The 26,334-nt window shown below is 72.2% G+C and carries 23 protein-coding genes; 7 read left to right on the top strand and 16 right to left on the bottom strand.

Annotated features, from left to right (window positions below; all coding sequences use genetic code 11):
* Nucleotides 1–575 precede the first annotated feature (575 nt).
* Together JQN83_RS30325 and JQN83_RS30320 are read left to right on the top strand one after the other, a co-directional pair.
* The gene (locus JQN83_RS30325; RefSeq protein ID WP_208570614.1) at nt 576–2,051 is read left to right on the top strand and encodes an endo-1,4-beta-xylanase; all 1,476 of its coding nucleotides are present in this window, start codon (nt 576–578) and stop codon (nt 2,049–2,051) included.
* Between the two features lie 564 nt (nt 2,052–2,615).
* Complete coding sequence (locus JQN83_RS30320; RefSeq protein ID WP_208570575.1) at nt 2,616–2,993, top strand: peptidase inhibitor family I36 protein; 378 nt, start codon at nt 2,616–2,618, stop codon at nt 2,991–2,993.
* 88 nt (nt 2,994–3,081) lie between these two features.
* Here JQN83_RS30320 and JQN83_RS30315 read toward each other — a convergent pair whose 3' ends face one another.
* The 13 genes from JQN83_RS30315 to JQN83_RS30255 all read right to left on the bottom strand — a co-directional run bounded on the left by JQN83_RS30315 (nt 3,082) and on the right by JQN83_RS30255 (nt 17,165).
* Nucleotides 3,082–4,668 (bottom strand): hypothetical protein, encoded by a 1,587-nt coding sequence (locus tag JQN83_RS30315; RefSeq protein WP_208570574.1) that lies wholly within the window; start codon nt 4,666–4,668, stop codon nt 3,082–3,084.
* Nucleotides 4,665–5,453, bottom strand: coding sequence for a helix-turn-helix domain-containing protein (locus tag JQN83_RS30310; protein ID WP_372444179.1), 789 nt, complete (start codon nt 5,451–5,453; stop codon nt 4,665–4,667). The genes JQN83_RS30315 and JQN83_RS30310 overlap by 4 nt, the downstream gene beginning before the upstream one ends.
* Nucleotides 5,454–5,641: 188 nt before the next feature.
* The gene (locus tag JQN83_RS30305; protein ID WP_208570572.1) at nt 5,642–7,276 is read right to left on the bottom strand and encodes an FAD-dependent oxidoreductase; all 1,635 of its coding nucleotides are present in this window, start codon (nt 7,274–7,276) and stop codon (nt 5,642–5,644) included.
* Nucleotides 7,276–7,983, bottom strand: a complete 708-nt coding sequence (locus JQN83_RS33970) for a GntR family transcriptional regulator (protein ID WP_141723122.1) — start codon at nt 7,981–7,983, stop codon at nt 7,276–7,278. The genes JQN83_RS30305 and JQN83_RS33970 overlap by 1 nt, the downstream gene beginning before the upstream one ends.
* Nucleotides 7,983–8,666, bottom strand: a complete 684-nt coding sequence (locus tag JQN83_RS30295) for an N-acetylmannosamine-6-phosphate 2-epimerase (protein ID WP_208570571.1) — start codon at nt 8,664–8,666, stop codon at nt 7,983–7,985. Before JQN83_RS30295 ends, JQN83_RS33970 begins: the two co-directional genes overlap by 1 nt.
* Entirely contained in the window at nt 8,663–9,634 is a 972-nt protein-coding gene (locus JQN83_RS30290; protein ID WP_208570570.1) for an N-acetylglucosamine kinase, read from the bottom strand. Before JQN83_RS30290 ends, JQN83_RS30295 begins: the two co-directional genes overlap by 4 nt.
* Nucleotides 9,631–10,653 carry an ABC transporter ATP-binding protein gene (locus tag JQN83_RS30285; RefSeq protein ID WP_208570569.1) on the bottom strand — a complete coding sequence of 341 codons (1,023 nt, stop codon included), beginning with the start codon at nt 10,651–10,653 and terminating at the stop codon, nt 9,631–9,633. The genes JQN83_RS30290 and JQN83_RS30285 overlap by 4 nt, the downstream gene beginning before the upstream one ends.
* On the bottom strand, nt 10,628–11,650 hold the full coding sequence (locus tag JQN83_RS30280) for an ABC transporter ATP-binding protein (protein ID WP_208570568.1): 1,023 nt from the start codon (nt 11,648–11,650) through the stop codon (nt 10,628–10,630). The genes JQN83_RS30285 and JQN83_RS30280 overlap by 26 nt, the downstream gene beginning before the upstream one ends.
* A 26-nt stretch (nt 11,651–11,676) precedes the next feature.
* Complete coding sequence (locus JQN83_RS30275; protein ID WP_208570567.1) at nt 11,677–13,194, bottom strand: ABC transporter substrate-binding protein; 1,518 nt, start codon at nt 13,192–13,194, stop codon at nt 11,677–11,679.
* Between the two features lie 21 nt (nt 13,195–13,215).
* Nucleotides 13,216–14,163 (bottom strand): ABC transporter permease, encoded by a 948-nt coding sequence (locus tag JQN83_RS33540; RefSeq protein WP_208570566.1) that lies wholly within the window; start codon nt 14,161–14,163, stop codon nt 13,216–13,218.
* A gap of 3 nt (nt 14,164–14,166) precedes the next feature.
* Nucleotides 14,167–15,090 carry an ABC transporter permease gene (locus JQN83_RS30265; RefSeq protein WP_208570565.1) on the bottom strand — a complete coding sequence of 308 codons (924 nt, stop codon included), beginning with the start codon at nt 15,088–15,090 and terminating at the stop codon, nt 14,167–14,169.
* Between the two features lie 9 nt (nt 15,091–15,099).
* On the bottom strand, nt 15,100–16,092 hold the full coding sequence (locus JQN83_RS30260) for a Gfo/Idh/MocA family protein (protein ID WP_208570564.1): 993 nt from the start codon (nt 16,090–16,092) through the stop codon (nt 15,100–15,102).
* Nucleotides 16,093–16,253: 161 nt separating this feature from the next.
* Nucleotides 16,254–17,165 (bottom strand): S1 family peptidase, encoded by a 912-nt coding sequence (locus tag JQN83_RS30255; protein WP_208570563.1) that lies wholly within the window; start codon nt 17,163–17,165, stop codon nt 16,254–16,256.
* A gap of 185 nt (nt 17,166–17,350) precedes the next feature.
* Here JQN83_RS30255 and JQN83_RS30250 point away from each other — a divergent pair, with 185 nt between their 5' ends.
* Nucleotides 17,351–18,010 (top strand): response regulator transcription factor, encoded by a 660-nt coding sequence (locus JQN83_RS30250; RefSeq protein ID WP_208570562.1) that lies wholly within the window; start codon nt 17,351–17,353, stop codon nt 18,008–18,010.
* Entirely contained in the window at nt 18,007–19,122 is a 1,116-nt protein-coding gene (locus JQN83_RS30245) for a sensor histidine kinase (RefSeq protein ID WP_208570561.1), read from the top strand. Before JQN83_RS30250 ends, JQN83_RS30245 begins: the two co-directional genes overlap by 4 nt.
* A gap of 36 nt (nt 19,123–19,158) precedes the next feature.
* Here the strand turns inward: JQN83_RS30245 and JQN83_RS30240 are convergent, their stop codons facing one another.
* Both JQN83_RS30240 and JQN83_RS30235 read right to left on the bottom strand, forming a co-directional pair.
* Nucleotides 19,159–20,700 carry an RICIN domain-containing protein gene (locus JQN83_RS30240; protein WP_307799911.1) on the bottom strand — a complete coding sequence of 514 codons (1,542 nt, stop codon included), beginning with the start codon at nt 20,698–20,700 and terminating at the stop codon, nt 19,159–19,161.
* A gap of 477 nt (nt 20,701–21,177) precedes the next feature.
* Nucleotides 21,178–21,648 carry a septum formation initiator gene (locus tag JQN83_RS30235; RefSeq protein WP_208570560.1) on the bottom strand — a complete coding sequence of 157 codons (471 nt, stop codon included), beginning with the start codon at nt 21,646–21,648 and terminating at the stop codon, nt 21,178–21,180.
* 197 nt (nt 21,649–21,845) lie between these two features.
* Here JQN83_RS30235 and JQN83_RS30230 point away from each other — a divergent pair, with 197 nt between their 5' ends.
* Together JQN83_RS30230 and JQN83_RS30225 are read left to right on the top strand one after the other, a co-directional pair.
* Nucleotides 21,846–23,147 (top strand): sensor histidine kinase, encoded by a 1,302-nt coding sequence (locus JQN83_RS30230; protein ID WP_208570559.1) that lies wholly within the window; start codon nt 21,846–21,848, stop codon nt 23,145–23,147.
* 76 nt (nt 23,148–23,223) lie between these two features.
* Nucleotides 23,224–23,727: a PepSY domain-containing protein gene (locus JQN83_RS30225; protein ID WP_208570558.1), complete on the top strand. Its 504-nt coding sequence runs from the start codon at nt 23,224–23,226 to the stop codon at nt 23,725–23,727.
* 121 nt (nt 23,728–23,848) lie between these two features.
* On the opposite strand, the gene JQN83_RS30220 is transcribed toward JQN83_RS30225, so the two are convergent.
* Entirely contained in the window at nt 23,849–25,222 is a 1,374-nt protein-coding gene (locus tag JQN83_RS30220; protein ID WP_208570557.1) for an outer membrane protein assembly factor BamB family protein, read from the bottom strand.
* Nucleotides 25,223–25,482: 260 nt separating this feature from the next.
* Here JQN83_RS30220 and JQN83_RS30215 point away from each other — a divergent pair, with 260 nt between their 5' ends.
* Nucleotides 25,483–26,220 (top strand): isocitrate lyase/PEP mutase family protein, encoded by a 738-nt coding sequence (locus JQN83_RS30215; RefSeq protein ID WP_208570556.1) that lies wholly within the window; start codon nt 25,483–25,485, stop codon nt 26,218–26,220.
* Nucleotides 26,221–26,334 lie beyond the last annotated feature (114 nt).

Here is a 26,334-nt window from a genome sequence, read left to right as displayed (position 1 = left end):
GCCGGGAAACCTGGTGCGGGCCCGACCGCTGCGGTGGGCGGGGTGGTGGCGAGCGGCGACTGGTGCACGGGAAGCGCCTTCCGGGAGAGCCTGGTGGGTGGGGCGCTCCCGGGCGACGGTTACGTCGGTCGTCCGACCGCGACGGGCAGGGGGAGCACCCACGTGGGTACGGCGTTCATGGGTCTCACCTCCTCGGGCTGCGTCACGGGCAGCGGCAACCTATCCACCGGCCGGCGGCCTGTCCAGCGCCTTTTTCGGCCGTCCGGCCCCGAATTTCGAATGTTTCGGCGTCCGTCCGCCGGACGGCGGACGGAACCGGGTGTCTTCCGGCCAACCACTCCGCGTCCCGGCGCGTCCACCTGCGCGAATCCGACTTGCGCCAGGTCAGCCCACCCGGCGAGGTTTCCGGAACATTTCCGAAAGTTGTTGACAGTACGGTAGAGCGCTATCGATACTGACCCTTCGATGGGCATACACATGCATCAATTATTGACGTCATGTAACGAGGAGGGTCCGTGGGCAGCAGCCTGAGGCGACGCAGGATAGTGAGCAGAACGGCCTTGCCGGCGGCGGTGATGTTGCTGGTCGGCGGCGCGGTGGCGGTCCAGTCCGGCACCCCGGCCGTCGCCGCCGAGACCACGCTGCGGGCCGCGGCGGCCAAGGCCGGGCTGTTCTTCGGCACCGCGTCCTCACCGAACCGGCTCTACCCGATCCTCAGTCAGGAATTCGGCCAGCTGACCCCCGAGAACGACATGAAGCCCGACCGGATCGCCACGTCGAGCGGTGGGCTGCAGAACACCAGCGGCGCGGACCAGCTGGTCAACCACGCGCAGAGCAACGGCATGGTGGTTCGGGGGCACACGCTGGTGTGGCACTCGCAGGCCGGCGCGCTGCAGGGGGCCAGCCAGAGCACGCTGAACACCTTCATCGGCAACGCCATCAACCGCTGGGGCAGCAAGATCGCCTACTGGGACGTGGTCAACGAGTCGCTGGAGGACAACAACACCGGTCGCCGCCGCAACCAGTGGCCGCACACCATGAACCGGGACGCCAACGGTGACGGCGACTTCTTCGACGCCGGCGACACCGACGTCATCCGGGACTCGTTCATCCGGGCCAAGCAGGTCGTGCAGGCCGGTGGCTACTCCACCAAGCTCTGCATCAACGACTACGACGTCGAGGGGCTGACCGTCAAGGGCGGTGGCCCGAACCGCAAGGCCAACGCGCTGTACGACATCGTCCGCACCTACCGGCAGTACATCGACTGCGTCGGGTTCCAGTCGCACTTCAACGACAACCCGAACAGCATTATCAGCAACGACCTGCAGGCCAACATCCAGCGCTTCGCCGACCTCGGCGTCGAGGTGCACCTGTCCGAGGTCGACATCGACGACGACCTGAGCAACAACGACATCGGCGCCGGCCAGGCGGACAACTACCGCAAGGTCGTCCGGGCCTGCCTGAACGTCGCGAAGTGCACCGGCATCACCGTCTGGGGCATCTCCGACAGCGAGTCGTGGCGTTCCTCCGAGCGGGGCCTGCTGTTCACCGGTGGCAACGGCAACTACCAGAAGAAGGCGGCGTACTACGCCGTCCTCGACGAACTGAACAAGGGCCGGACCACCACCCCGCCGACCACCACGCCGCCGCCGACCACGCCGCCCCCCACCACGCCGCCGCCCACCACCCCGCCGCCGACGACGCCGCCGCCGACCACGCCGCCGCCGACGACTCCCCCGCCGACCACGCCGCCGCCGACGAACGGCTGCACGGCCACGGTGTCGTTGAACTCCTGGACCGGCGGCTTCGTCGCCACCGTCCGGGTCACCGCCGGCAGCGCGCCGATCCAGGGCTGGAACGTCCAGCTCACCCTGCCGTCGGGCGCCGCGATCACCAACGTGTGGAGCGCCGAGCGCACCGGCACCAGCGGCAGCGTCCAGTTCAGCAACGTCAACTACAACGGCTCGGTCGCCGCCGGCCAGTACACGGAGTTCGGCTTCCAGGGCACCGGGTCCGCCACCGGCCTGACCCCGGTCTGCACCGCCTCCTGAACACCACCTGTCCTGGACGGGCGCGGGCCGCCCGTCCAGGACAGGTCAGGGACCACCACCGGCCCTGACGCGACGGTGGCAGCAGTCCTGACGGCGCGAGGACGATCCGGCGGATGACCGCCGCGTCCTCGCGCCGAGGCGTCTCCCCGACGACCAGCGGTACGCCGCGGGTCGGTGCGGCTCCCGGTGCTGGGTGAACGGCCGACCGTGGCTCCAAGGCACCGCTGCCGCCGTCGACGCCGTGCCCGTGCAGCGCCCTGACGGACAGCCGGTTTGCCGTCACCGCTGAGGGGGTCCGCCGCGACGACCGACCTGAGCCGGGTCGAGCCTGACCACGGGTGCCGGCCGAGCCTGTCGAGTCCACTCCGACCGGATCAGCTCCGCTGGCGTAGCCGGCCCCTCCGCTGCGCGTTGCGGCATCGGCAGACCGTCCCCTCCCGCACCGTCGGCCGGATTGACCGTCGCCGCCGCGATAGACCGTCGCCGACAGTACCTGCAGGCCAGCACGGTACGAATGCGGAGGGCCACCAGGCCTCCTCGTTCGCCCTACCCCTGGAGATCACCATGTTCAACAGGCTCACCGCCGGGCTCGTCGTGACGGTTGCCGTCGCCGCGACGACCGTCGTGGTCGGCTCCCCCGCCATGGCGGCCGGCACGTGCTCGTCCGGCCACTTCTGCGCCTTCTCCGGCACCAGCTACAACGGGACCAAGGTCCTCGACTCCACCGCCTCCTCGGGAAGCGTGGACGCGGGCACGCACGACGTCATCAGCTCGGTGATCAACAACACGTCGAAGCGGTGGTGCGGGGTCAACAACGGCTTCCCCGGTGACGACACGGTCCTGAGTGTCGCCCAGAACACCAGCCTCGCTTCGCTCGATGCCCGCGCCAACGACAAGATCGACCACTTCTACGTGATCTCGAACGGCAGCAGCTGCAGCTGATCCGGGCAGTGGGGCCGCGTCGCTCCTCGGCGTGGCCCCCACCTGCTGATCCCGCCCACCTCGAACCCGGATCGCCGAGAGCCGCCGGTCAGCCACCACGACTCCCGGCGAGGTGGCGGGTCACGAGGAGCGGAAGCCGGCTCACGGCCCGGAGATCCGACTCCAGGAGTTTCTCGGCATGTGCGTGGTAGGCATCGAGGTACACGTCGACCGGCAGCCGCGTGTCAGCCAGCGTCACACCGGCCTGTCTGGCCGCTTCGAGGTCGTCGGTCAGCGCCCTGGCGACGCGATGAGCCTGCGCCACCGTGATGGCGGGGGCAGCTGACCGCAGCGCGGCGACGGCACGGTCGCGGCGAACCAGGACGGGAGGTATCTCGACGGTGTCCACTCGCACCCCGTCAGGTCGGAAGGCGCTCTTGGCAGCGAGGGTGGGACATCGGTCGAATGCGACCCAGATCTGCGCCTGCCGCTCGACCGGCCACTCTCGGATCCTCTCGTCCAGCGCGCGGACCAGGTGGCGGTCGCCGCGGTGGACGAAGCTGTCGAGCATCCGGCGAAGCACCGGATGAGCCTCCCCCCGCGCATCACGGGAGATCCAGCCCCGCAGGTTGTCGCGTAGTCGCTCGACTTGGCGCGTCAACTCCTGGTACCAGACACTGGCGGCGGCGGTGCGGTGCCAACCATCGACGGACGGATCGATGTGTACGGCGACTCGACGGGCCAGGCGGCTGACCGCGAGAACGTTGAACGCGAGCACCCCCTCGCGGAGGATCGGATCGGTGAACTCCTCACCGATGAGGACCGGATTCAGTCCTTCGTACGGCTCGCCCGTCCGTCTGGCCCGACGCAGTCGCGGACGCCCGGTGGGGTCAATGGCGGTCGGGCTGAGCTGGCTGCCCTGCAGTAGCTCTTCCACGGCGACGATCGCCTCGTGATGGGCGAAGGTAAGCGATGGATCATGCGGTAGCTCATCCCGGAGGGCTCGACCGCCGCGAGCCGGACCGGTGCCGGCATCGAAGATGTGACCACGCTTCGATGACCCGTGCGGATCGCCCGGGGCGGCCGAGTAGAAAACGTAGTGGCCGGTGAAGGGCACGTCGGGATAGGCCGCCGCCAGCATTTCCTGAATGCTGCCCTTGTAGCCGGTGTCCACGATGACGACCGGTCCGGGTGCCGTCTCCAGCCGCAGATCACTGGCTTCCAGGTAGTCCCGCAGGTGCCGCCATGCTCTCTCGTCGGGTGCGCCGGTTCCTCGCTTGCGGAACAACTCGATCTCCGCGAAGGATCGCCCCTGCCGCTCAAGATCGGTCAACGCCGCGTCCACGATCGTCCGGGTGAGGTAGAGGCTTCGGCAGTGGTCGGCGCTGAACCCCGGGTCGATGGCGCTGATGACATAGCCGAGGCCGAACGAGTCACGGCCGGCGAACACGATCCGGGTGCGCCGATCGCGCTGCACCAGAGACTGCAGATGAGGAAGGATGTCGACCGCCGCCTTCACCATGAGCGGGGCAAGCAGGTCCCGGCCCACCTCGAACGTCGACGAGATGATGTGGAACTTGGCGCGGGTGTCGATGCCGAATGCACCGAAGAGTATGCCGAGGTGCAGCGGACGCAGCTCAAAATGCGAGAGGTCCACGGTGAGCAGTGGATCGAACAGCGGCGCGTCCGGCGTCATGGCTGGCCCGGCAGGACGACGCGGGCCAGGAGCACGACACCCATGAGCGCGAGAGCCAGGTGAATGATCACCCAGAGATGGTGCAACCGCATGCGGTACACCAGCGGATAGCGGGTGGCGTGCTCGGCGCGAGAACTACTCCAGGTGCTTTCGATGCGTAGGTGCGGACGAAGTCGGTCGAGTTGCTGACGTAACCGGTGCGCCTCGTTCATGTGCATCTGGTGCCGCTCGTAGTACTTGTGACTGCTCAGCGCTCCGACAAGTGCGAGCACCACGACCGTGAGAGCGAACAGGGCCGGCACGGGTGCGGGGCCGGCACCGGCCCCGGCAATGCCCGCGGCGGCGCAGATCAACGCAATCATGATGCTGACGATCGCCCGGTGGTTCTCGCTCTGGCGGGCCTGATCACGCTGCTCCTGCCAGAGGCGAAGCAGGATGGCGACATCGTCCGCAGACACCGACGGCACCCCCGGTGGCGGTGCTTCTGTGGTGGCAGCGGTGGGATTCACCCGGTCTTCCCGCGCCACCGCCCGCAGGTGTTCCCATCTCGGCAACCACTCCATCGGATCGCCGCCACACGCTTCCACGAACGCCCGGACGGTGTCCCAGCTGGGGAGGTGATCACCGCCGGCCGCTTCAGCCAACGCGGTACGCGACCGGCCCGTCCGCCGTGCCATCAACAGGTACTTCGGTGATCCTGCCTTCTCCCGTAGGAGTCGCAAATCCTGTGCGAACTCAACGATCGGGCCTCCGTCGGCGGGAAGTGGCCGCTCAGGCCGAGCCATATATCAACGGAGAGTAGGTGGCCATACGCGAAGTATAGTCGTGGCCGCCGACTGACGGCGGTCGTGGAACGTCAGGCGGCTGGACGGTCGGCGATGCCGGGTCGGCGACGAACCGGTCGGGGCCGCTCCCCGGCAGGGCGGCGGTCGGGGCTGGTCCCGCTCCCCGCTTCCGGTCCGGGGCGTCCGGGTCAGCTCGGCAGCGGTCCGCCGCCCGCCGGTCCCAGGGCTGCCGCCGTGGCCGTCGGCCAGTGCAGGTCGACCCCCCGCCGCGCCAGCTCGGCCTGGAAATCCTCAAGCGACTTGGCACTGTCGCGGACCCCGTGCGGCGAGGTCTGCCGGTCCAGGCAGTACGCGGCCAGCGCGCCGGCGGCCTCCCCGATCGACCACTCGGCCGGGTGCACCCGGTAACAGCCGTTGGTGATGTGGGTGGTGCCGACGGCCTTGCCGGCGGCGATCACGTTGGTGACGCGTGTGGGCAGCAACGCGCCGAGGGGGATCTCGAACGGGTGCGCCGCCACGTCGAGGTAGCCGTCGCCGCCGGTCGTCGGGTGCAGGTCGATGCGGTAGTGACCGGTGCCGACCGTGTCGGGGTAGCCGACCGCACCGGCGGCTCCGCGTACCGCGACCGACAGGTCCTGCTCGGTCGGCGTGGTCAGCGCCACCAGGCGGCGGGACTCCCGGATGTACGGTGCCTGCGCGAAGCCGTCGACGGTGCCCGTCACGTCCGGGCGCAGCCGCAGACCGGGGTAGCCGGTGCCGCCGTCCGGGCGGGGCGCCTCGGTCTGCAACCAGTACAGGAAGGCACGGCTGGCTTCCCTGGCCCGCCGGACGTGCCGCGCGGCGTCCGGTACGTCGAACAACGGCCCGTCGAGATAGTCGTTCATCGGCCAGTTGACCAGCGTCACGTCGCTGCGGAACAGGCCGGGCCGGAACGCCTGCCGGTCGAGGATCCGCCGGTACGTCCACAGCTCCGGCGCGACCAGCCCCTCCTCCATCGACGCCGCCGTCGACCGGGGGTTCGGGGTGAAGCGACCGGTGACCGGTCGGCCGGTCCGCGGATCGGGGTAGGCCCAGCTGAACAGCGGACCGGGCCAGCCGGGTGCCGTGCGGGTCCGCCAGTGGTCGTAGTCGGCCGGCCGGTCCACCGTGTGGTCGCCGTCGACGTGTTCGAGGGCGAAGCAGACCGTGGCGGCCTGCATGTTCAGCGGAGCGGGCCGGTCCGGGGCGCTCGGTTCGCCGGTCTGCGTCTGCGACTCGGTGCCGGTGCGGTGCTCGATGCCGGCCAGGGCCAGCAGCTCACCGGTCTCGCTGGCCTCCAGGACCAGGCTGGCACCGATGTGGCGGACGGTGCCGTCGGCGAGTCGGACGGCCAGGGCGGTCACCGTGTCCCCGTCGGTGTGGGCCCGCTCGACCTGCGCCCGGGTGTGCACGGTGAGCCGCCCCGCCGCGCGCCAGGGGGCGATCATGGCCTGGAGCACGGCCAGCGCCACCCGGGGTTCGTGACACAGCGGGCTGACCCAGCCGTTACCCGGGTTGACCGGTCGGGCCGACCCGTCGGATGCCAGCGGATACCAGTTCCGGTAGTGCTCGCGCACCGCCTGCCGGAACCGCCGGTAGCTGGCCGTCGAGCCGTGTGTCTCGATCCAGGGGTGCTCGTCGGGCGGCACCGCCTGCGAGGTGAGCTGCCCGCCGATCCACCCGTACGGCTCGACGACGGTGACCCGGGCGCCGCCCTCGCAGGCGGCCAGCGCGGCGGCGATCCCGCCCACGCCCCCGCCGACGACCAGGACGTCGGTGTGCTCCTCAGCCGTGGTGGTGGACATCAGTCGGCCTCGCCTCGTCGTGCGGTCAGGGAGAAGTGGTAGCGGTCGCCCCGGTAGAGCGACACCGCGCGTTCGACGGCCCGGCCCCGTCCGTCGTAGCCGATCCGGCGCACCTCCAGCAGGGCCGCCGAGGGCGGGATCTCCAGCAGTTCACACTGCCGCCGGGACGGCACGACGGCGGCGATCATCTGCTGGGCCACGGTGACCTGGATGTGGTAGCGGTCCTTCATGGTCTCGTAGAGCCCGTTGTCGAGGTTCTCCACGAGCAGCCCGGGGAACAGGTCGGCCGGCAGGTGCACCTCTTCCAGGCACATCGGCGAGCCGTCGGCCAGCCGCAGCCGCTCCACCCGGTAGAGCAGTGACCCCTCGGGCAGGCCGAGGTCGGTGGCCGCCGCGTCGCGGGCGACCATCGCGTCCGCCTCGATCAGCTTGCTGCTCGGCAGCAGGCCACGGGCCAGCATGTCCTCGGTGAACCCGCTGAGGCTGGTGCCCTTGGCGATCCGGGTGTCGGAGACGAAGGTGCCCTGGCCACGGATGGTGTAGACCAGGCCGGCGTCGAGCAGTTCACGCAGCGCCTGGCGCAGTGTCGTCCGGCTCACGCCCAACTCCTCGGCGAGGTCCCGCTCGCGGGGCAGCGCCGAGTGCGCCGGCAGGCCCGCGACGCGGTGCCGGAGTTCGGTACGGATCTGGCTCAGTTTGGTGGTCATCACGAATCCAACCGGGGATGCGGGCAGGCCTGCGCGAACCTGCGCGTGGTGTTGACCGGGTCCGAGATGGCGGTGCCGACGACGACTGCCCACGCACCCTCGTCGAACGCCGCCGAGACCTGGGTACGGGTACGGTATCGCCCCTCCGCGATGACCGGAACGGGACAATGTCGACTGAGCTCGCCCACCAGGGCGATGTCCGGCCCGTCCGGCACCGGGCCGGCGGTGTAGCCGGACAGCGTCGTGCCGACCAGGTCGGCACCGGCATCGACGGCGGCCAGGGCGGCGTCCAGGCTGTCGACGTCGGCCATGAACAGGGCTCCGCCGGTGTGGGCCGCCGCGACGAGGTCGGCCAGTTTCTCCCCGCCGGGCCGGGGTCGACCGGTGGCGTCGGCGGCGACGATCTGCGCCCCGGCCCGGGTCAGTGCGGTCACGTCGGCCTCGCCCGGGGTGATGTAGACCGGGCTGCCGGGGGTGCTCCGCTTGACCAGTCCGACCACCGGCACCCCGAGGTCGACCATGCCCCGCACGTGGGCCACTCCCTGGCCACGCAGACCGGCGGCCCCGCCGAGTACGGCCGCAGCCGCCATCGCCATCATGTGCCCGGTGTCCGTGAACGGGCTGGGGCCCTGGGCCTGGCACGAGACGACCAGGCGTCCACGGATGGCGTCGGCCACGTTCATCGGTGTTCTGCCTTTGCTTCGATGTCGATCTGGACGATGAGTCCGGAAAACGGGGAAGGGACGCCCGGCCCGTCGGTCAGGGCCAGCGCGCCGGCGAGCGGGTCCCCGGCGGCCGGTACCGGCCGGGCGGCGGGGGCCCCGGCCCGTAGGGCCGCGGTGAACGACGGCCACAGCAGGTCCTCGGCGCGGAAGACTCCGCCGGTCCCGGCGACCGGCACCGGGGTCGTGCCGAGCCCGATCCGGTGCAGCGCCCCGACCGCCGACTCGGCGAGCAGCTCACCGGCCCGGCACCAGATCCGTCGGGCACCGTCGTCACCGGCGCGGGCCAGTTCGGCGACCGTGCCGGCGAAGCCCGCTATCCGTTCCGGGGTGGGTGGGTCGTCGCGCCAACGGGCCGGCAGCGTCTCGACCGGCCCCCAGGCGGTGTCCACCGCGTCGGCCAACGGGCCGGGTGCGGTCCGGTCCCGGTCCCGGTCCCGTAGTGCGAGCCGGATCGCGGTACGGCCGATCCAGTGGCCCGACCCCCGGTCGCCGAGGTCGGCACCCCAGCCGTCGGCCCGGGCGGTACGGCCCGTGGCGTCGGCGGCGAGGACCACCGTCCCGGTGCCGGCGGCCACGACCGCACCGGGGACCGGACCGAGCGCGCCCAGGTATGCGGTCACGCTGTCGTCGGTGACCCGCAGGCGGCCGTGCCGGCCCAGGGCACCCAGCCGGGCGGCCAGTGCGGCGACCGCCGGCGGCTGGCCGTTGAGACCGGTCATGCCGACTCCGACCAGCACCGGGGCGTCGGGCACCGGGCCCAGGTCGGCCAGCGCGCCGGCCACCGCGTCGGCGATCCGGGCGTCGGTGTCCCCGGTCCAGAACCCCGGGGTCGCGGCGTGTCCGGTGGACCGGCCGTACCGGGCCACCGCCCGGCAGCCGCCCTGGCCGAGGTCGACGCCGACCCGCACGGGACTGGTGCCGCTCATCGGGTCACCGCCGTGACCGGTGGCCCGCCACCGGCCAGGCTGGACTCGGCGTAGTGGCAGGCGACCTCGCGCCCGGCGACCGGGCGGAGTTCCGGTTCGACCTCGGCGCAACGCGGCTGGGCGAGCCCGCACCGGGTCCGGAACCGGCAACCGGACGGCGGCGAGGCCGGCGACGGCACCTCGCCGGTGAGCAGGATCCGCTCCGCCGGTGGCGCCGCCCATGGACGGGGTACCGGGGCCGCCGAGATCAGCGCCCGGGTGTACGGGTGGGCCGGGGCCCCGTACACCGTCGCGGCCGGTCCGGTCTCCACGATCCGGCCCAGGTACATCACCGCGAGGTCGTCGCTGATGTGCCGGACGACCGACAGGTCGTGCGCGATGAACAGGTAGCCCAGGCCCAGGTCCGCGCGCAGGTCGGCGAGCAGGTTGAGGGTCTGCGCCTGGACCGACACGTCCAGCGCGCTCACCGGCTCGTCGCAGACCAGGATCCGCGGCGACATGGCCAGGGCGCGGGCGATGCCGACCCGTTGGCGTTGGCCACCGGACAACTGGTGCGGATAGCGGTCGGCCAGTTCGGCGGCGAGCCCGACCCGGGCCAGCAGCTCGGCCGTCCGGTCCGTCCACTGGTCGCGCGGCACCTGACCGCGGTGCACCCGCCAGCCCTCGGTGACGATGAAGGACACCTTCTTGCGCGGGTTCAACGACGAGTACGGGTCCTGGTAGACCATCTGGATCTGGGTGGTCAGCCGGCGTCGGCGGGCCGCGTCGGCGTCGTCGACCCGTTCGCCGGCGTACCAGATCTCGCCGCCGGTGGGTCGGCGCAGGCCGACGATGGCCCGGGCCAGGGTCGACTTGCCGCAGCCGGACTCGCCGACCAGCCCCAGGGTACGGCCGGTGGTGACGGTCAGGCTGAGCCGTTCCACGGCGTGCACCTCCGCCGCCCGGCGCAGCAGGCCGCCCCGGGCGGGATAGCTGACCCGTAGCTGCCTGACCTCAAGCCGCGCCTCGGACGTCGACACCGGCCATCACCTCCTCGGCGTAGTGGCAGGCCGCCTCGTGGCCGGCGGCGACGACCCGCAGCGCCGGCCGGTCGGTGCGGCAGTCCGCCCGGGCGACGGGGCACCGGGGGTGGAACGGGCAACCGGCGGGCGTCGCCAGCGGCGAGGGCGGCATCCCCTCGATCGGGGTCAGCCGCTCGCCGGGGCGGTCCGGTGCGGGCACCGAGGCCATCAACCCCCGGGTGTACGGGTGGGCCGGGGCGTCGTACACGGTGCGCAGCGGACCCGACTCGACGACCGTGCCGGCGTACATGACCGCGACCCGGTCGGCCACGTCGGCGACCACCCCGAGGTCGTGAGTGATGAGGATCATCGCCATCCCGTCGGCCTCGCGCAGTTCGCGTAGCAGGTCCATGATCTGCGCCTGGACGGTCACGTCCAGGGCGGTGGTCGGCTCGTCGGCGATGAGCAGCCGGGGTCGCAGGGCGAGGGCCATCGCGATCACCACCCGCTGCCGCATCCCGCCGGAGAACTGGTGGGGATAGTCGTGCGCCCGGCGGGCCGCGTTCGGGATGCCGACCCGCTCCAGGCCGGCCACCGCGCGCCGCCAGGCCTCCCGGCGCGAGGTGCGCTGCCGGACCCGGAACAGTTCGGCGATCTGCTGACCGACCCGCACGACCGGGTTGAGCGCGGTCAACGAGTCCTGGAAGACCATCGCCATCTCGGTGGCGGACAGCTCGCGGGTACGCCGTACCGGCAGCGCGGAGAGTTCCTCGCCGTCGTACCGGATGGTGCCGCGTTCGATCGTCGCGCTGTGCCGGGGCAGCAGCGCCATCACCGCGCGGACGGTGACCGACTTGCCGGACCCGGACTCCCCCAGGATGGCCAGTGTCTCGCCCGCGCCGACGGAGAACGAGACACCGTTGAGCGCACGGTAGGTGCCGAGCGGGCCGTCGAACGAGACGACGAGATCGTCGACCGTCAGCAGTGGGTGCGGGGCGTGCGGTGGTGCCACCATCGGGTCCTCCGGGTCCGGTTCTCGGGTCAGCGCAGCGAGACGCCGGCGAAGTCCGGCAGGTCGTTCGGGGTCGGGGTGAATCCCTCGACGCCCTTGCGCAGCACGACGTTGCCGTTGAGGTCGAGCGGGAAGATGCCCACCGCGTCGTCCCAGACGATCTTTCCGGCCTGGGCGTAGAGCGCGGCCCGCTTGTCCTGGTCGAGTTCCGCCCGGGCGGCCAGCAGGATGCGGTCCAGTTCGGGGTTGGCGTAGCCGTTGCGCTTGGCGGTCGACAGGTAGAGCCGGGCCAGGGTGAAGTCGGCGTCGCCGGTGACCGTGCTGCCGGTGGTCATCGTGCTGTCCCAGTCGAGCTTGAGCAGCTTGTCCAGCCAGGTGGCCCGTTCCAGTTCCTGGGGCTTGACCACGATGCCGACCTTGGCCCAGTCGCTGATCATCGCGTCGGCGAAGGAGTTGCCGTTGGTGCAGCAGCCGCTGCTCCACATCATGGTGGTGCTGAACCCGTCCGGGTAGCCGGCCGCGGTGAGCAGTTGGCGGGCCTTGGCCGGGTCGTAGGCGTACGGGTTCTGGCCGGCGGAGCCGAAGATGGCCGCCGGCAGCGGGCCGGTGGCCGGGGCCCCGGCCTGGTCGAACAGCGACTTATTGATCTTGGCGAAGTCGACCGCGTGCCACATGGCCTGCCGGACCCGGGCGTCGGTGAACGGCTTACGGGAGCTGTTGAACCAGATGTAGTAGTTGGCGTACGTCGGGAACGACGTGACGGTCAGGTCGCCGTTGCCCCGCAGCCCGGTCAGCTGGTCCGGCGGCAACCCCCAGGTCGCGTCGATCTCGTTGTTCGCCAACGCCGTCACCCGGCCGGACACCTCCGGGATGTAGCGGTACGAGATGCCGGCCAGCTTCGGCTGCTCCCCCCGGTACTTCTCGTTGCGGACCAGGCTGACGGCCTGGCCGGCGGTGAACGAGGAGACCTTGAACGGGCCGGTGCCGTAGGGGGCGTCGAAGAACGCGCTGTCGGCGATCTTGGCGGCCGGGGCGATCCAGAGCAGGGTGAGGTTGCTCAGCACGGTGCCGAGCTGGCTCTTGGTGTGGATGGTCAGGGTGCGCTCGTCGGGGGTGCGGATGTCGTCGACGGTGGCCCACAGCCCGGCCAGCGGCCCCTTGCCGTCGATCAGCGCCTGGAGGGACGCCTTGGCGTCGGCGCTGGTCAGCGGCGTCCCGTCGGCGAACGTGACATCGCTTCGCAGCACGAACTGCCAGGTCAGCGGGTCAGGATTGGTCCAGCTCTCGGCGAGCTTCGGGGCGATCTTCCCGTCGGCGCGCACCACCAGGGTCTCGAAGACCTCCTGGACGACGGTCAGGGTGGGCTGGTCGGCCGAGTTCGCGGCGAACGGGTTCAGCGAGACCACCGGGGTCGGGTTGGCTACCCGCAGGGTGGTGGCGCCGTCGCCGCCGCTACCGGCCCGGTCGTCGGTGCCGAAGGAACAGGCGGTCAGTCCGAGTACGCCGGCGAGGGCCAGCGCACCGATTCGGGTGGTCGGAGATCTCATGTCTTCCCATTTCGCTGACGGTTAACGGGTGGAGAGGTTCGGATCGGAGCGGTCCCGCAGTTCGTCGCCGAGCACACCGACGCAGACCACGAAGACGGCCAGGGCCAGGCCTGGCAGGGTGGCGATCCACCAGGCGCTGGCCAGGTAGTCGCGGCCGTTGGCGATGGTGGTGCCCCAGCTCGGCGTGCCGGCCGGGATGCCCAGGGACAGGAAGCTCAGCGACGCCTCGGCGACGATGACGAAGCCCAGCTGGACGGTGGCGATGACCAGCAGCGGGCTGGCCACCGCGGGCAGCACGCAGTGCCGTACGACGTGCCACGGCCCCGCGCCGAGGGTGCGCGCCGCGTTGGCGAAGTCCCGGGACCTGGTGGCCAGGGTCTGCGCCCGGGCCACCCGCGCGAAGATCGGCCAGGTGGTGATGGACAGGGTGAGCACGACGTTGGTGACGCTGGAACCGAGCACGCCGGCGACGAAGACGGCGAGCAGGATCGACGGGAAGGCCAGTTGGATGTCGGCCAGCCGCATGACGGTCGCGTCCACCACCCCGCCGAGGTAGCCGCAGAGGATGCCGAGGGCGGCGCCCACCGTGCCGGCCAGCAGCAGGGTCGCCGCGCCGACCAGCAACGAGATCCGGGCGCCCTGCATGATCTGGGGGAGCAGGTCGCGGCCGACCTGGTCGGTGCCGAGCAGGGCCAGGCCGCCGTCGGACATCCGGCTGCCCGGCGGGAGCAGCCGGTCGGCGACGGAGGTCGCGATCGGGTCGTACCGGGCGATCAGCGGCCCGATCACCCCGGCCACCAGATAGCCGGCGATCACCCCGAGGGGGATCCACAGTCGCAGCCGACGACGCCGGCGGCGGGGCACGACGACCGGTGGGGCGTCCGACCCGTCGGGGCGGCCGTCGCCGGTGGGCACGACCGGTGCGCCGAGCACGGCCGAGCCGGGTACGCCGTCAGACACCTTGGTCACCTCTCAGACGCTCTCGCGGACCCGGGGGTCCAGCCGGACGTACAGCAGGTCGACTATGAGATTGATGACGATGAAGATCACCGCGACCGTGATCACGCACGCCTGCACGACCGAGTAGTCGCGGGCGGCGATGGCGTCGGTCATCAGCCGACCCACCCCGGGCCAGGCGAAGACGGTCTCGACGATCACCGCCCCACCCAGCAGGCTGCCGAACTCCAGGCCGGCCACGGTGACGACGGGGATCAGCATGTTGCGCATCGCGTGCCAGCCGACGACCCGGGTCTCGGACAGACCCTTGGCCCGGGCGGTGACCACGTAGTCCTCGTGCAGCACGTCGAGCAGTCCGGACCGGACCAACCGGAGCACCACGCTGAGCAGTGGCAGGGCCAGCGTCACCGCCGGCATGATCATCGCGGCCGGGGAGGCCGCACCGGAGCTGGGCAGCAGGTGCAGGAACCGGGAGAAGACCAGGATCAGCATGATGCCGACCCAGAACGTCGGCAGGGACTGGGTGAGCATCGACAACACCGAGACCACCCGGTCCAGCACACCGTTGGGCCGGGTCGCCGCCAGGGTGCCCAGCGCGAACCCGAGGACCAGGGCGATGGCGAAGGCGGTCAGCGCCAGGGCGGCCGTGGCCGACAGGTGGGTGAGCACCAGGTTCGTCGCGGCGTCGTGGAGCCGGAACGACTCACCGAAGTCGAGGGTGACGGCACGGCGGAGGAACTGAACGTACTGGATGGGTAGTGGGGCGTCCAGTCCGTACTCCCGGCGCAGCGCCTCGACGGCCGCCTGGTCGGCGTCCGGCCCGAGCACCGCGGTCGCCGGGTCGCCGGAGACCGCCCGCATCGCGAAGAAGACCACCGTCGCCGCGCCGAACAGCACCAGTACCGAGATCGCGAGGCGACGTAGCGCGTAACGCAGCATCCCGACCTCTCAGCTGCCGGGCGGCGGCGACACCGGGCCGCCGGCCAGGGCCGCCTCGATGTCCTCGACGACGGCGACGGCGGCCCGGCCCTCCTCACCGCTGACCGGCGTCGGTCCGCCGCTCAGCGCGGCGTCGACGAAGGCCGCCAACTCGGTACGCAGGTTGTAGGCGCCGCCGCCGTCGCGACTGGGCCAGAAGTACGTGTCCATGAAGCTGGCCACACCGTCGCGGCGGGCGTACATCAGGTCGTTGTGGGAGAGGTTCATCTCGAGGATGCCGTGCTCGCCCACGATCCGCAGGCCGGCGTCGGCCCGCGACGGCCGGGAGTGCGGCAGCGTCCAGTTGTTCTCCATCGTGCCGATGGTGCCGTCGTCGAATCGGATCGTGGCGTGCACGACGTCGTGGCTGGGCGACAGCACCTTGCGGCCGACGGCTCCGGTGACCTCGACCTCCCGGCCGGTCACGAAGCGGAGCAGGTCGGCGTCGTGGATGCCGAGGAACCAGGCGACCGAGGTACGGTCCCAGATCCCCTCGCCGACCGCCTGCGAGGTGCACCGCCACACCTTGACGTGCCAGATGTCGCCGAGTTCGCCGGACCGCACCACCTCCCGCAGCCGCAGCACCCGGGGGTCGAAGCGCAGTACCTGGCCGATCATCAGCGCGTCGGGGTCGGGCCGGCCGGCGATGATCCGGTCACAACCGGCGCTGGACAGTGCCATCGGCTTCTCCAGCAGCACCCGCTTGCCCGCCGCGAGCGCGGCGAGGGTCGCGTCCTCGTGCAGGTGGTCCGGCGTGCAGATGCTGACCGCGTCGACCGCGTCGAGGAGGTCGCCGAGCTCGGGGACGGCCCGGACGCCGAGGTGCGTCTCGGCCCAGTCCCGGTTGCGCGGTGAGATGTCGGCGACCGCGACCAGTTCGGCCTGCGGCACGTCGCGCAACGCGCGGGCGTGCAGCTGCCCCTGGACCCCGATCCCGACGACACCGATCTTTAAGCGGTCCACACCCGGCTCCCACTGTTACATACCACCGAAAGCTAGGTGTGTACCTAGCTGCGATAGTTGTACACCTGCGGGGCGGGCCGCGCAAGGCTCGAATTCGCCCCTGCACTCGGCTCCGACCTGCGGGATTGCGGAATCCGCCCGTACCGCATCGAGGTCGACGACTACCGCACCCGGCCGGGCCGCCGCCCTACCCGGTCGACGCCGCGCCCGGCCCGCGCCGGCACCGGTGCCGTGCGGCGACGGCGGCGCGTCACCAGCGCCACCGGGAGCAGCAGGAGCGCCAGGACCGCGCCGACACCCACCGGCACCCAGCGGGAAGGCCGGTTGGCCGGGTCGGTCGTGTCGGTGATCCAGTCCCGGAGAGTGTCGGTACGGGCGCTGAAGTCGGGTCCCGGATGCGGGCATCCGGGGCCGGTGCTGACCACCGCCACCAGGACGGCAGTGCCGTCCGCCCGCTCCCGGAAGTAGGGTCCACCGGAATCGTGCGGGCACGGGCTGGTGTCCGCCCGGGGCCGCCGGCCGGAGGTCTCGATGACGTCGGCACCCACCCGGCCGACGGTGAACTGCCCGGTCTGGAGCCGGTCCGCCGGGGCCGGCCCGTCGGCCGTGGTCAGGCCGTAGCCGGTCAGCCGGACGACCTCACCCGGCACCGGCGGCGTGTCACCGATCCGCAGCGGCGCCACGCCGGTGATCGGGGTGTCCAACTCGACGAGGGCCACGTCGGCGGCGTCCGACTGGCGGACCGCGATGGCTTCGGCCTGGTGGCCGGCCCGACTGTCGAGGGTCGTCCGGCCCACCGTGACCAGGGTCCGGCGGGCCACGACCCGGCTGACGCGTTGCCCGCCGGGGCTGCGGAAGCAGTGCCCGGCGGTGATCACCCAGCGGGGCGCGACCAACGCGCCGGAGCACCAACTGTCCCGGGTGCCGCCACCGGCGACCGGCAGGTCGACCATGGTCAGCCGCACCGAGAACCGGTACGCGCCGTCGGCCGCGTCCTCACCGTGGGCGATCGCCGCCGCCGGCCGGACACCGACGGGGGCGAGGGTGAGCGCGGTGGCGGCCAGCGCGACCATGACACAATTCGTGGCGAGTCGGAGCAAGGTGTCACCAACCTGTGCGATCGGGAGCAGGAACTGCTCCGATGCTGAGGGGCCAGCCGTGGGTGCCGCGTCAGCGGCACCCTTATCGGTTCTTTATCCGGCGGGTGTCAGCCTTGCCGACGGTCCCGGACACCCTGGAACGAGCGGCGGGAGACGTAGTGCGGGTGCTGATGGCTGACGACGAGCGGGTGCTGGCCGACATGGTGGCCGAGGGGCTACGCCGGTTGTCCATGGCCGTCGACGTGGTCTACGACGGCGACAGCGCCCTGGAACGGCTCGCGGTCAACCGCTACGACGTGGCCGTGCTCGACCGGGACATGCCCGGCCAGACCGGTGACGACGTGTGCCGGTGGATCGCCGGCTCCGGCACCGGGACCCGGGTGCTGCTGCTGACCGCCGCGGCCGGCATCCGCCAGCGGGTCGAGGGTCTCGGCCTGGGCGCGGACGACTACCTGACCAAACCGTTCGCCTTCGCCGAACTCGCCGCCCGGTTGCAGGCGCTGTCGCGACGCTCGACGCCGGCGCTGCCCCCGGTGCTGGAGCAGGACGGCATCGTGCTGGACGTCACCCGGCACACCGCCTCCCGCGACGGGCTGGTGCTCTCGCTGTCCCCCAAGGAGTACGCCGTCCTGCACGTGCTGATGCGCGCCGCTGGCCGGGTGGTCAGCGCCGAGGACCTGCTGGAGCAGGCCTGGGACGAGCACACCGACCCGTTCACCAACACGGTACGGACCACCGTGATGACGCTGCGCCGCAAGCTCGGCGACCCGCCGGTGATCCACACCCTCCCCCGCGTCGGCTACCGGCTCGGCGCATGAGGTTCCCCTCCCCGGCCCGGCGGATGCTCCTGGTCGTCGGGGTGCTCCTGCTCGCCGCCCCGTTGGTGACGCCGGCCGCCGACCTGCTGCTGTCACTGTGGCGGGAGTTCGGCCCGTCCTGGTGCGCCAGGCCCGCGTGGCAGGCGCCGGACGGTGACGCCTCGTTCGCCTGCGTGCAGGTGTTCCGGCGGCCCCGCATTCCGCAGGCGATCGCTCTGACGATCGTGCTGCTGATCATGTTGGCGGCCTGCCACCCGGCCGTCCGCTGGTGCCTGCGTCCGCTGCGGGACCTGGCCCCGGTGATCGCCAACGTCGGCCCGCAGAATCTGGGGCACCGGCTGAAGCCCGGCCCGGGCCGCGACGAACTGGCCGTCCTGGGCCGCACCATCGACGAGATGATGGACCGGATCGCGGTGGGCTACGAGGCCCAGCGCCGGTTCGCCGCCGACGCGTCACACGAGTTACGGACCCCGCTCGCCGTCCAGCGCACCCTGATCGAGGTCGGCATGGCCCGCAGTCTCAACGACGACCAGCTCGCGCTGCTCACCGCGCAACTGCTGGAGACCAACGAACGCAACGAACGCCTGATCGAGGGGCTGCTGGTGCTCAGCGAGAGCGACCGTGGCCTGCTGACCCGTACCCCGTTGCGGCTCGACCGGATCGTCGCCACGGTGCTCGACGCCCACCGGGCCCGGGCCGACGGGGCCGACGTCACGATCACCAGCCAACTGAGCCCACGGCTGGTCGTTGGCGAGCAGGTGCTGCTGGAGCGGCTCGTCGCCAACCTGGTGCAGAACGGCGTGAAGTACAACCGGCCCGGCGGGACCCTGGAGGTCCGGGTGGGCACGGAGCCCGCGCTGGTCGTCGAGAACACCGGCGACGACGTGCCACCGGACGAGGTCGCCGCCCTGTTCGAGCCGTTCCGGCGCAGGTCCGGTGTCCGCATCGACCACAGCGGCGGCGCGGGCCTCGGCCTGTCGATCGCCCGCTCGATCACCCGGGCCCACGAGGGCATCATCACCGCGTCCGCCCGTGGCGGGGACGGGCTGCGGGTGCAGGTCTCGTTCCCCACGGTGGACGACGGCCCGGGGGCCGGACCGGCCGACGGCTGAGCCGCCCGTCCGGTTCCGACCCCCGGCGTCACGTCGTCAGACGGTGGTGCGGGACCACTGCTGGTTGGCGCCGGTGTTGCAGGTGTACTGCTTGAGCACCTGGCCGTCGGCGGTCGACGAGGCCGGCACGTCCACGCACTTGTTGCTGTGCCGGGCCCGGAGCTGGAAGTAGCTGCCGTTGGTGACCATCTGGAACTGCTGGTTGGTGCCACTGCCGCAGGTGTACTGGATGAGTTCGGCACCGTCGGCCGTGGAGGCGCTGGTCACGTCGAGGCACTTTCCGCTGTGCCGGCTGACCAGCCGCCACCAGCCGCTGCCCGCGTCGACGAACTGCCACTGCTGCCAGGCGTTGCCGGCGTAGGTGTACTGGCCGACCCGCGCGCCGTTGTCGGTGTTGGGCTGCTGCACGTCCATGGCCTTGCCGCTGTGCCGCACGGTGACCCGGTAGTACGTCCCGGTGCTCGGGGGCGGCGTCGTGGGGCCACCGCCGACGGCGTCACCCCACCCGTAGCGGACCCGGTCGGCGCCGGAGGGGTTGCGGACGGTCAGGTTGAGGTCGGTGCCGGTGCCGGTGAGCGCGTACATCGAGTACCAGTCGTAGCCGATGGTGCCGGGCTTGCCACCGAGGGCGGGCCAGTAGGTGCCGCCCATCTGGTTGTCCCGCATCACCTGGGCCATCGCCCGGATGTGCCGGACGAAGTTGTCGGTGCTGTTGGCGTCGGCGTAGTTGCGGCCGTCGTTCATCGGCGCGCCCCACTCGGTGGCGACCGCACGGGAGGCGCAGTTGCCCAGGCGGGTCTGGATGTGGCTGCGGAAGGCGTCGTAGCTCATCTCGCTGTAGAAGAACGCGTAGTGGTGGAAGGAGAGCAACGTCGCGTTGAAGCGGCTGTCGTTGCAGACGTCCCGCAGGTCCTGGCTGAAGCCGGTGCCGCCGATCAGCACCCGGCCGGGCGATGCCGAGGGGTGGGAGCTGAGCCAGTTCGCCGCGACGTTGCGCCAGTCCGTCGAGCTGTAGCCATGCGGCTCGTTCATCGGCTCGAAGTAGACGTTGGGGTTCGAGCCGTAGGTGTTGGTCACCGTGGTCCACATCGCGTTCCACGCGCCGAGGTTGGTGATCCGGCCGCCGGAGGCGGCGCCGTCCTCCCAGTAGGCCAGGATGACCTTGAAACCACGTTCGGTGGCGGCGTCGATGGCACCCCGGTACGCCTCCCACCACGCCGTTCCCACCGTGTGGGTGTTGACGGGCAGCCGCACGGTGTTGATCCCCATGGTGGCGGCCATGTCGTCGTAGAGGGCGTTGGCCTTGGCGCGTACCGTCGCGTTGCTGTCGGACGCGCTGAGACCCTGCACGACGAGCGGGCCGGTGCTGAAGTTGTCCCCCAGCACGGCCCAGTTCATGCCCCGGAACGCACTGGTGGCGGCGGTGGCCGGCGACGACGCGACCACCACCCCGCCGACCAGCGCGGTCGCCGCGGCCAGCAGCGCGACCAGCAGCCGACGTGGCGACCGGACACGGCGGGACGGTGCCGGGACGTCCCCGGTACGCGCCGGGGTCCGGGGCAGGAATTGGTCGATCACGTGACCTGGCCTCTCTGGGGTCGGACCACGGACGGGGTCGTCCGGGTGTCCTCGGCAACGGACAACGACGGGAGACCTCCGGCCTGGCCGACGGTCTCCCCCACCCGTGGCACGACACCGGTGCGACCGACCACCCCGCTCCCCGGGCCACCCCGCACCGGGGCCGCCCCACGGCGGTCGACCGGGCCCACGGTTGCCGCCGAGGCCGGACACCGCCGTTACGAGTCGCCCGCTTGTTAGCGTTAACAGAGCGGCGGGGCGGGTCCGTCCCGGGAACTCCCGACCCCGGTCTGGGTGACGTGCCGAACGAGCAGTTCCAGAGCACTTCGCGGGAGTGCTGCCGAAGTATCCTGGTTGTTACGTACGCATTGCAGATCAGTGTTAGCGATCGCATCAGGAGTGTCAAGGCATCGACGCTGCTCGCCGTATCGACGGGTCGAACCGACCTGACCGTGCGCCTGCCCGCCCGCAGGTCCGTCAGTCGCCGTCCCCCGGGCGGGCCACCGGCTCGCCGCCGATACAGCCGACCTTCACCTCGAACTCCCCCGCCGGGCCGGCGAAGGTCACCTCGGCGTCGTCGTCCGGCCCCCGGTCCACGTCCTTGACCCGGTAGTCCTGCGCCGGCGCCCAGGAGACCAGCCGCACGTCGGCCCCCACGCACTCGGCGACCGCCGTACCCCCCGGGGTGGAGAAGCTGCGGCGCAGGCCGGGCGTCGAGGAGGCCGCGGCCGACGACGGCCCGGGACCCGCCGGCCCCGGCGACGCGGTGGCCGGCGTCGCCGGGGCCGGCGCCGCCAACGCCCGCTCGACCTCGGCCTGGCTGCGCACCCCACCGGGGGTGCCGGTGATGCTCTCGCCGACCAACCGGATCGCGGCCACCCCGATCAGGGTGGCGAGCACGGCGGCGGCCAGCCAGCCGGCGGTGGCGAGGAACGTGCGACGACCCATGCCCCGACTATGCCGGATCGACCGCCAAGCCCAGCACGGCGCGAGGATAAACGAGGGTTAACGAACGACCCGGCCGCCGGCGGACCGGCTAGCCTGCCAAGCTGTGGTGCACCTGCCCCACCCGGCGCGGTGGCCCGCGAGCAGGCTCGCCCACCCCTGCGGCGGGGCCGCCGGGGTGCGGCCGGACAGGAGGACGGATGAGACGGCGGTTGGCGCTCCTGGTCGCGGCGACCACCTGCCTGACCCTGGTCGCCTTCCTGGTGCCGCTGGCCCTGCTGGTGCGCACGGTCGCCGAGGACCGGGCCACCGTCCGGGCCACCGCCGACGTGCAGGGGCTGGTGCCGGTGGTCGGCACCGCCGACACCGCGACGATCCGGTTGACCGTGGAGCAGCTCACCGCCGAGTCGGGTCGACCGGTCAGCGTCTACCTGCCCGACGGCACGGTGCTCGGCGCGCAGGAACCGCGTACCCCCGCGGTGGCCCTCGCCGCCCGGGGCCAGAGCCTCACCGCGGAGCTGGACGGCGGTCGGGAGATCGTGATCGCGGTGCAGGGCCGACCCGACGGCACCGGAGTGATCCGCACCGTGGTGCCCCGGGCCGACGTCACCGCCGGGGTGGCCCGCGCCTGGCTGGTGCTGGCCGCGCTCGGCATCGTGCTCGTGCTGCTCGGCCTCGCCGTCGCCGACCGGCTGGCCCGCACCCTGGTCCGGCCGATCACCGAACTCTCCTCGGTCTCGCACCGGCTGGCCAACGCCGAGCTGACCGCCCGCGCCGAACCGGCCGGCCCACCGGAACTGCGCGAGGTCGCCGGTGCGCTCAACCACCTGGCCGCCCGGATCCAGGTGCTGCTGCGCGAGGAACGCGAGCAGGTGGCCGACCTGTCGCACCGGTTGCGTACGCCGCTGACCGCGCTCCGGCTGGAGGCGGAGTCGCTGCGCGACCCGGACGACGCGGCCCGGGTGGCGGCGGCCGTGGACGGGTTGGAGCGGGCGGTCACCGGCCTGATCCGGCAGGCCCGCTGGCGCAGCGTCCCCGACGACACCGGTCCCGGCACGGTCACCGCCGACGCCGCCGCGATCGTGGGCGAACGGGTCGCCTTCTGGTCGGTGCTGGCCGAGGACACCGGCCGCACGGTCGACCTCGACCTCGCGGCCGGGCCGCTGCCGGTCGGGGTGCCCGCCGACGAGTTGGCCGCGGCCGTGGACGCCCTGTTGGGCAACGTCTTCGCGCACACCCCGGACGGCACCGGGTTCACCGTCCGGTTGACCCGGGAGGCCGCCGGCGCCGCCCTGACCGTCGCCGACGCGGGACCGGGGATCCCGGCCGGCCTGATCGAGCGGGGTGCCAGCCGGGCCGGGTCGACCGGTCTCGGGCTGGACATCGCCCGCCGCGCCGCGCAGGCCAGCGGCGGACAGCTCGACCTGGGCGGTGGCGCGGCGGGCGGCGCGGTCGTGACACTCCGGCTCGGACCGCCCGGGTCGTCCTTAACCGGAGCTTAGGGTCGGCACAGCGCGCCGCTATCCACCGCCGGGGCACGCTCACTGCAACAACCGAGAAACCCCGGAGGTACGCACCATGAAGCGCACATCCCTGCTCCTGGCGGCCGCGGGCGGCGCCGTCGTCCTCGCCGTCACCGGCACGGCGCTCGGCGTGTCCGCCGCGGAACGGGCGCCGGTCGCCACGCCCACCGCCGAGACGACCGCTCCCGCCCCGGTCGACCCGAGTGCCACCGCCGCCACGCCCGGCACGCCCGGTGGCACGCCGACGACCGGTTCGCCGGCTCCCGGTGGCAGCAGCGCCCCGACCACCGACGACGCGGTCAGCCAGCAGCGTGCCGGCGAGATCGCCCTGGCCAAGGTGGGCGCTGGTCAGATCACCGAGATCGAGCGGGAGCAGGAGGAGGGCCGCCCGGTCTGGAGCGTGGAGATCATCAACGGCGACACCGAGCACGAGGTCGAGGTCGACCGGGAGAGCGGCGCCGTCGTCAAGTCCGAGCAGGAGAAGGCGGACGACGACGACAGGTCCGGCAAGGACGACGACGATGACGATGACGACTCGGACGACGGTGACGACGACTGACCGGTCGGCGACCGAGTCGACCGCACTGCCCCGACGCCATCCTGGCCGCCGACGGCGGTGAGCTGAGTGCCCCGGCGGATTCCGCCGGGGCACGTCGCCGCCCGGTGCCCGGTCGTCAGGTTCAGAAGGTGTGCAGGTCCACCGCGAGACCGCCGGTGCCGGAGTGGCTGACCGCGACCCAGTCCCGCCCCGCCCCGGCGAGCCAGCCGGGGTAGCGGCCGAGCTCACGACCGGTGCCGACGTCGTACACCAGCACCTGCGGTCGGCCGTCCTCGGCCCCGCTGACCGCCACCAGTCCCCCGGTGACCGCCGACCGCCAGCTCGCCGACGTGCCGGGCAGCGCCGGATCCGGCGCGGTCCACCGGGACGCGCCGGTGTCCAGGTCGAGCAACGCCAACCCGCCCGTGTCGGCCTTGTCGCGCACCAGCACCGACCGGTCGTCACCATCGATCGGTACGCCGGCGACGGCCCCCTTCCAGACCGTCGCGCCGGTGCGCAGGTCCACCAGTTGCGGTCGCTCGTCGGCGGTGACCGCGACGAGCCGGGTGCCGCTGCCGATCAGGGTCTGCCCGCTGCGGTCGTGGACCAGCCGCTTGGCGCACTCGCCGTTCTCCCGGCGCCCGCTGTAGACCACCCCGGACCAGCCCCGGCCTCCACTGGCCGCCTGGACGCTGGTGATGCTGACCGTGCAACGCTGGTCACCCTTGGGCGGATCGTTGTCGGTGCTCACCAGCAGGTCACCGGCGACGAACCCGTACCAGGCCCGGTTCGGCAGCCGCCCGGCACCGGTCCGGCCGGTGGTCGGGGCGACGGGGGTGTAGGTGGCCGGGCGGTCGGACGTGCTCAGCCGTACCGCCACGTACCGGCCGGCAGCCGGCGCGTACGGCGTGCGTGCGCCGAGGGTCACGTCGCTCACCCGGGCGAACCGGTCGGAGGGCAGTTTCCACAGTCGGCGACCGGTCTGCACGTCCCGGCCGATGATCGCGCAGGTCGCCGACCTGCCGGTGCCGGCGCATTCGCGGGCGTAGACGGCCCGGTCGTCGACGACGACGTCCTGGGTCTCCGCCGCCCGCCACCGGGTGACGCCGGTGGCCGCGTCGAGCACCTCCACACCGCCGTCGTCGTTGTCGCCGGCCACGATCGACCCGCCGACGACCACGTAGCGGTAACCGGTGGTGAACGGGTGCCGCCACCGGTCCTGCCCGGTGGCGCGGTCCACGGCGCGCAGTTCCCGCTCGTCGGGCACGACGATGAACTGCCCGACCTCGGCCAACTCCTGGTCCAGCCGCCGCACCGGTGCCGACCAGGCCGGCCGGGGGCCGGCCGGGGCGGGCGAGGCGCTGCCGTCGCGCAGGCTCTCCTGGGTCTCCTCGACCCGCACGGGTGGCGGCTGCGCCCGTTCGGCCCGGGGCGCGGCGCAGCCGACGAGCCCGACGACCAGACTCAGGGCGACGACGGCGCTGCGCCGACGGGCGGGGTGGTACGACGGCGACAACGGTCTCTCCCTCGATCGGCCGGCCAGAGCCGCCACCCTAGGGCCTCGACGCACACCCCGCCCGTCGATCGCCGGTGACCAGGCACGGCCGCCGGAGAGAGGGTCCTCGCGGGTCGGCGGCGGCGTGCGGGGGGCCGTGCTCCGGCCGGCCGGTCGTCGCGCGGTGCGGGTCGTAGGGTGCACCACATGCCGACCAGCTGCCCTCACGCCGTCCTGAACGACTCTCCGTCCGGCCCACCGACCACCACGGCGGCGCGGGCGTGAGGGACTTCGCCGCACTCCACCGCACCGGCGATCCGTTGGTCCTGCCGAACGTGTGGGATGTCGCCTCGGCCCGCGCCCTGGTCGACGCCGGGTTCCCGGCGCTCGGTACGACCAGCCTCGGCGTCGCGGCCGCCAACGGCCTGCCCGACGGGGTCAACGCCGCCGACGCCCACACCCTGCGCCTCACCCGGAGCCTGGCGGCCCTCCCGGTCGCCGTCACCGTCGACATCGAGACCGGCTCGGTCGACGCCGCGGTCGCGGTGGCGCAGGCGGGTGCCGTCGGGGTGAACATGGAGGACGCCATGGGTCCGGCCGACACGCACGCCACGCTGATCCGCTCGGTGAAGCGGGAGGTACCCCACCTGTTCGTCAACGCCCGGACCGACACCCACTGGCAACGCCCCGGCGACCTGACGGAGGCCCTGCGTCGGGTCCGGCGGTACGCGGACGCCGGCGCCGACGCCGTGTTCGTTCCCGGTCTGGCGGAGCCCGCCGACATCGCCGCCGTCGTGGCGGCGGTCGACGTCCCGGTGAACGTCCTCTTCCTGCCCGGACGGCACACCGTCGCCGCCCTGACCGAGCTCGGCGTACGACGGATCAGCACCGGTTCCCTGCTCTTCCGCGCCGCCCTCGCCGCCACGGTGGAGACGGCCCTGGCCGTCCGCGACGGCCATCCGGTACGCGGGGACCTTCCCTCCTACGCGCAGGTCAACGCCGGGCCCGGAGCCCTCTGACAGTGATGATGTGGGAGCGGGTCACCCGGCTGGTCTGACTCACCCTCTGACTGACCGTGGTGTCTTCTAGGGGATTCGTCGGCGTGTCCGGGTGACCCGTTCCTGCACTCACCT

It is taken from the genome of Micromonospora antibiotica (assembly GCF_017599305.1).
In the GTDB taxonomy this organism is placed as follows: domain Bacteria; phylum Actinomycetota; class Actinomycetes; order Mycobacteriales; family Micromonosporaceae; genus Micromonospora; species Micromonospora antibiotica.
Note: the sequence above shows the minus strand (reverse complement) of the source record. Positions and strands in the feature narration are given on the sequence as shown.

What these genes read in the sequence shown, in the direction of transcription:
- JQN83_RS30320 (WP_208570575.1), top strand. Translation starts at nt 2,616, where the DNA reads ATGTTCAACAGGCTCACCGCCGGGCTCGTCGTGACGGTTGCCGTCGCC.
- JQN83_RS30230 (WP_208570559.1), top strand. Translation starts at nt 21,846, where the DNA reads ATGAGACGGCGGTTGGCGCTCCTGGTCGCGGCGACCACCTGCCTGACC.
- JQN83_RS33970 (WP_141723122.1), bottom strand. Translation starts at nt 7,983, where the DNA reads ATGACCACCAAACTGAGCCAGATCCGTACCGAACTCCGGCACCGCGTC.
- JQN83_RS30235 (WP_208570560.1), bottom strand. Translation starts at nt 21,648, where the DNA reads ATGGGTCGTCGCACGTTCCTCGCCACCGCCGGCTGGCTGGCCGCCGCC.
- JQN83_RS30295 (WP_208570571.1), bottom strand. Translation starts at nt 8,666, where the DNA reads ATGAACGTGGCCGACGCCATCCGTGGACGCCTGGTCGTCTCGTGCCAG.
- JQN83_RS30325 (WP_208570614.1), top strand. Translation starts at nt 576, where the DNA reads ATGTTGCTGGTCGGCGGCGCGGTGGCGGTCCAGTCCGGCACCCCGGCC.
- JQN83_RS30305 (WP_208570572.1), bottom strand. Translation starts at nt 7,276, where the DNA reads ATGTCCACCACCACGGCTGAGGAGCACACCGACGTCCTGGTCGTCGGC.
- JQN83_RS30315 (WP_208570574.1), bottom strand. Translation starts at nt 4,668, where the DNA reads ATGACGCCGGACGCGCCGCTGTTCGATCCACTGCTCACCGTGGACCTC.
- JQN83_RS30265 (WP_208570565.1), bottom strand. Translation starts at nt 15,090, where the DNA reads ATGCTGCGTTACGCGCTACGTCGCCTCGCGATCTCGGTACTGGTGCTG.
- JQN83_RS30310 (WP_372444179.1), bottom strand. Translation starts at nt 5,453, where the DNA reads ATGGCTCGGCCTGAGCGGCCACTTCCCGCCGACGGAGGCCCGATCGTT.
- JQN83_RS30255 (WP_208570563.1), bottom strand. Translation starts at nt 17,165, where the DNA reads ATGGTCGCGCTGGCCGCCACCGCGCTCACCCTCGCCCCCGTCGGTGTC.
- JQN83_RS30290 (WP_208570570.1), bottom strand. Translation starts at nt 9,634, where the DNA reads ATGAGCGGCACCAGTCCCGTGCGGGTCGGCGTCGACCTCGGCCAGGGC.
- JQN83_RS30275 (WP_208570567.1), bottom strand. Translation starts at nt 13,194, where the DNA reads ATGAGATCTCCGACCACCCGAATCGGTGCGCTGGCCCTCGCCGGCGTA.
- JQN83_RS30280 (WP_208570568.1), bottom strand. Translation starts at nt 11,650, where the DNA reads ATGGTGGCACCACCGCACGCCCCGCACCCACTGCTGACGGTCGACGAT.
- JQN83_RS30245 (WP_208570561.1), top strand. Translation starts at nt 18,007, where the DNA reads ATGAGGTTCCCCTCCCCGGCCCGGCGGATGCTCCTGGTCGTCGGGGTG.
- JQN83_RS30225 (WP_208570558.1), top strand. Translation starts at nt 23,224, where the DNA reads ATGAAGCGCACATCCCTGCTCCTGGCGGCCGCGGGCGGCGCCGTCGTC.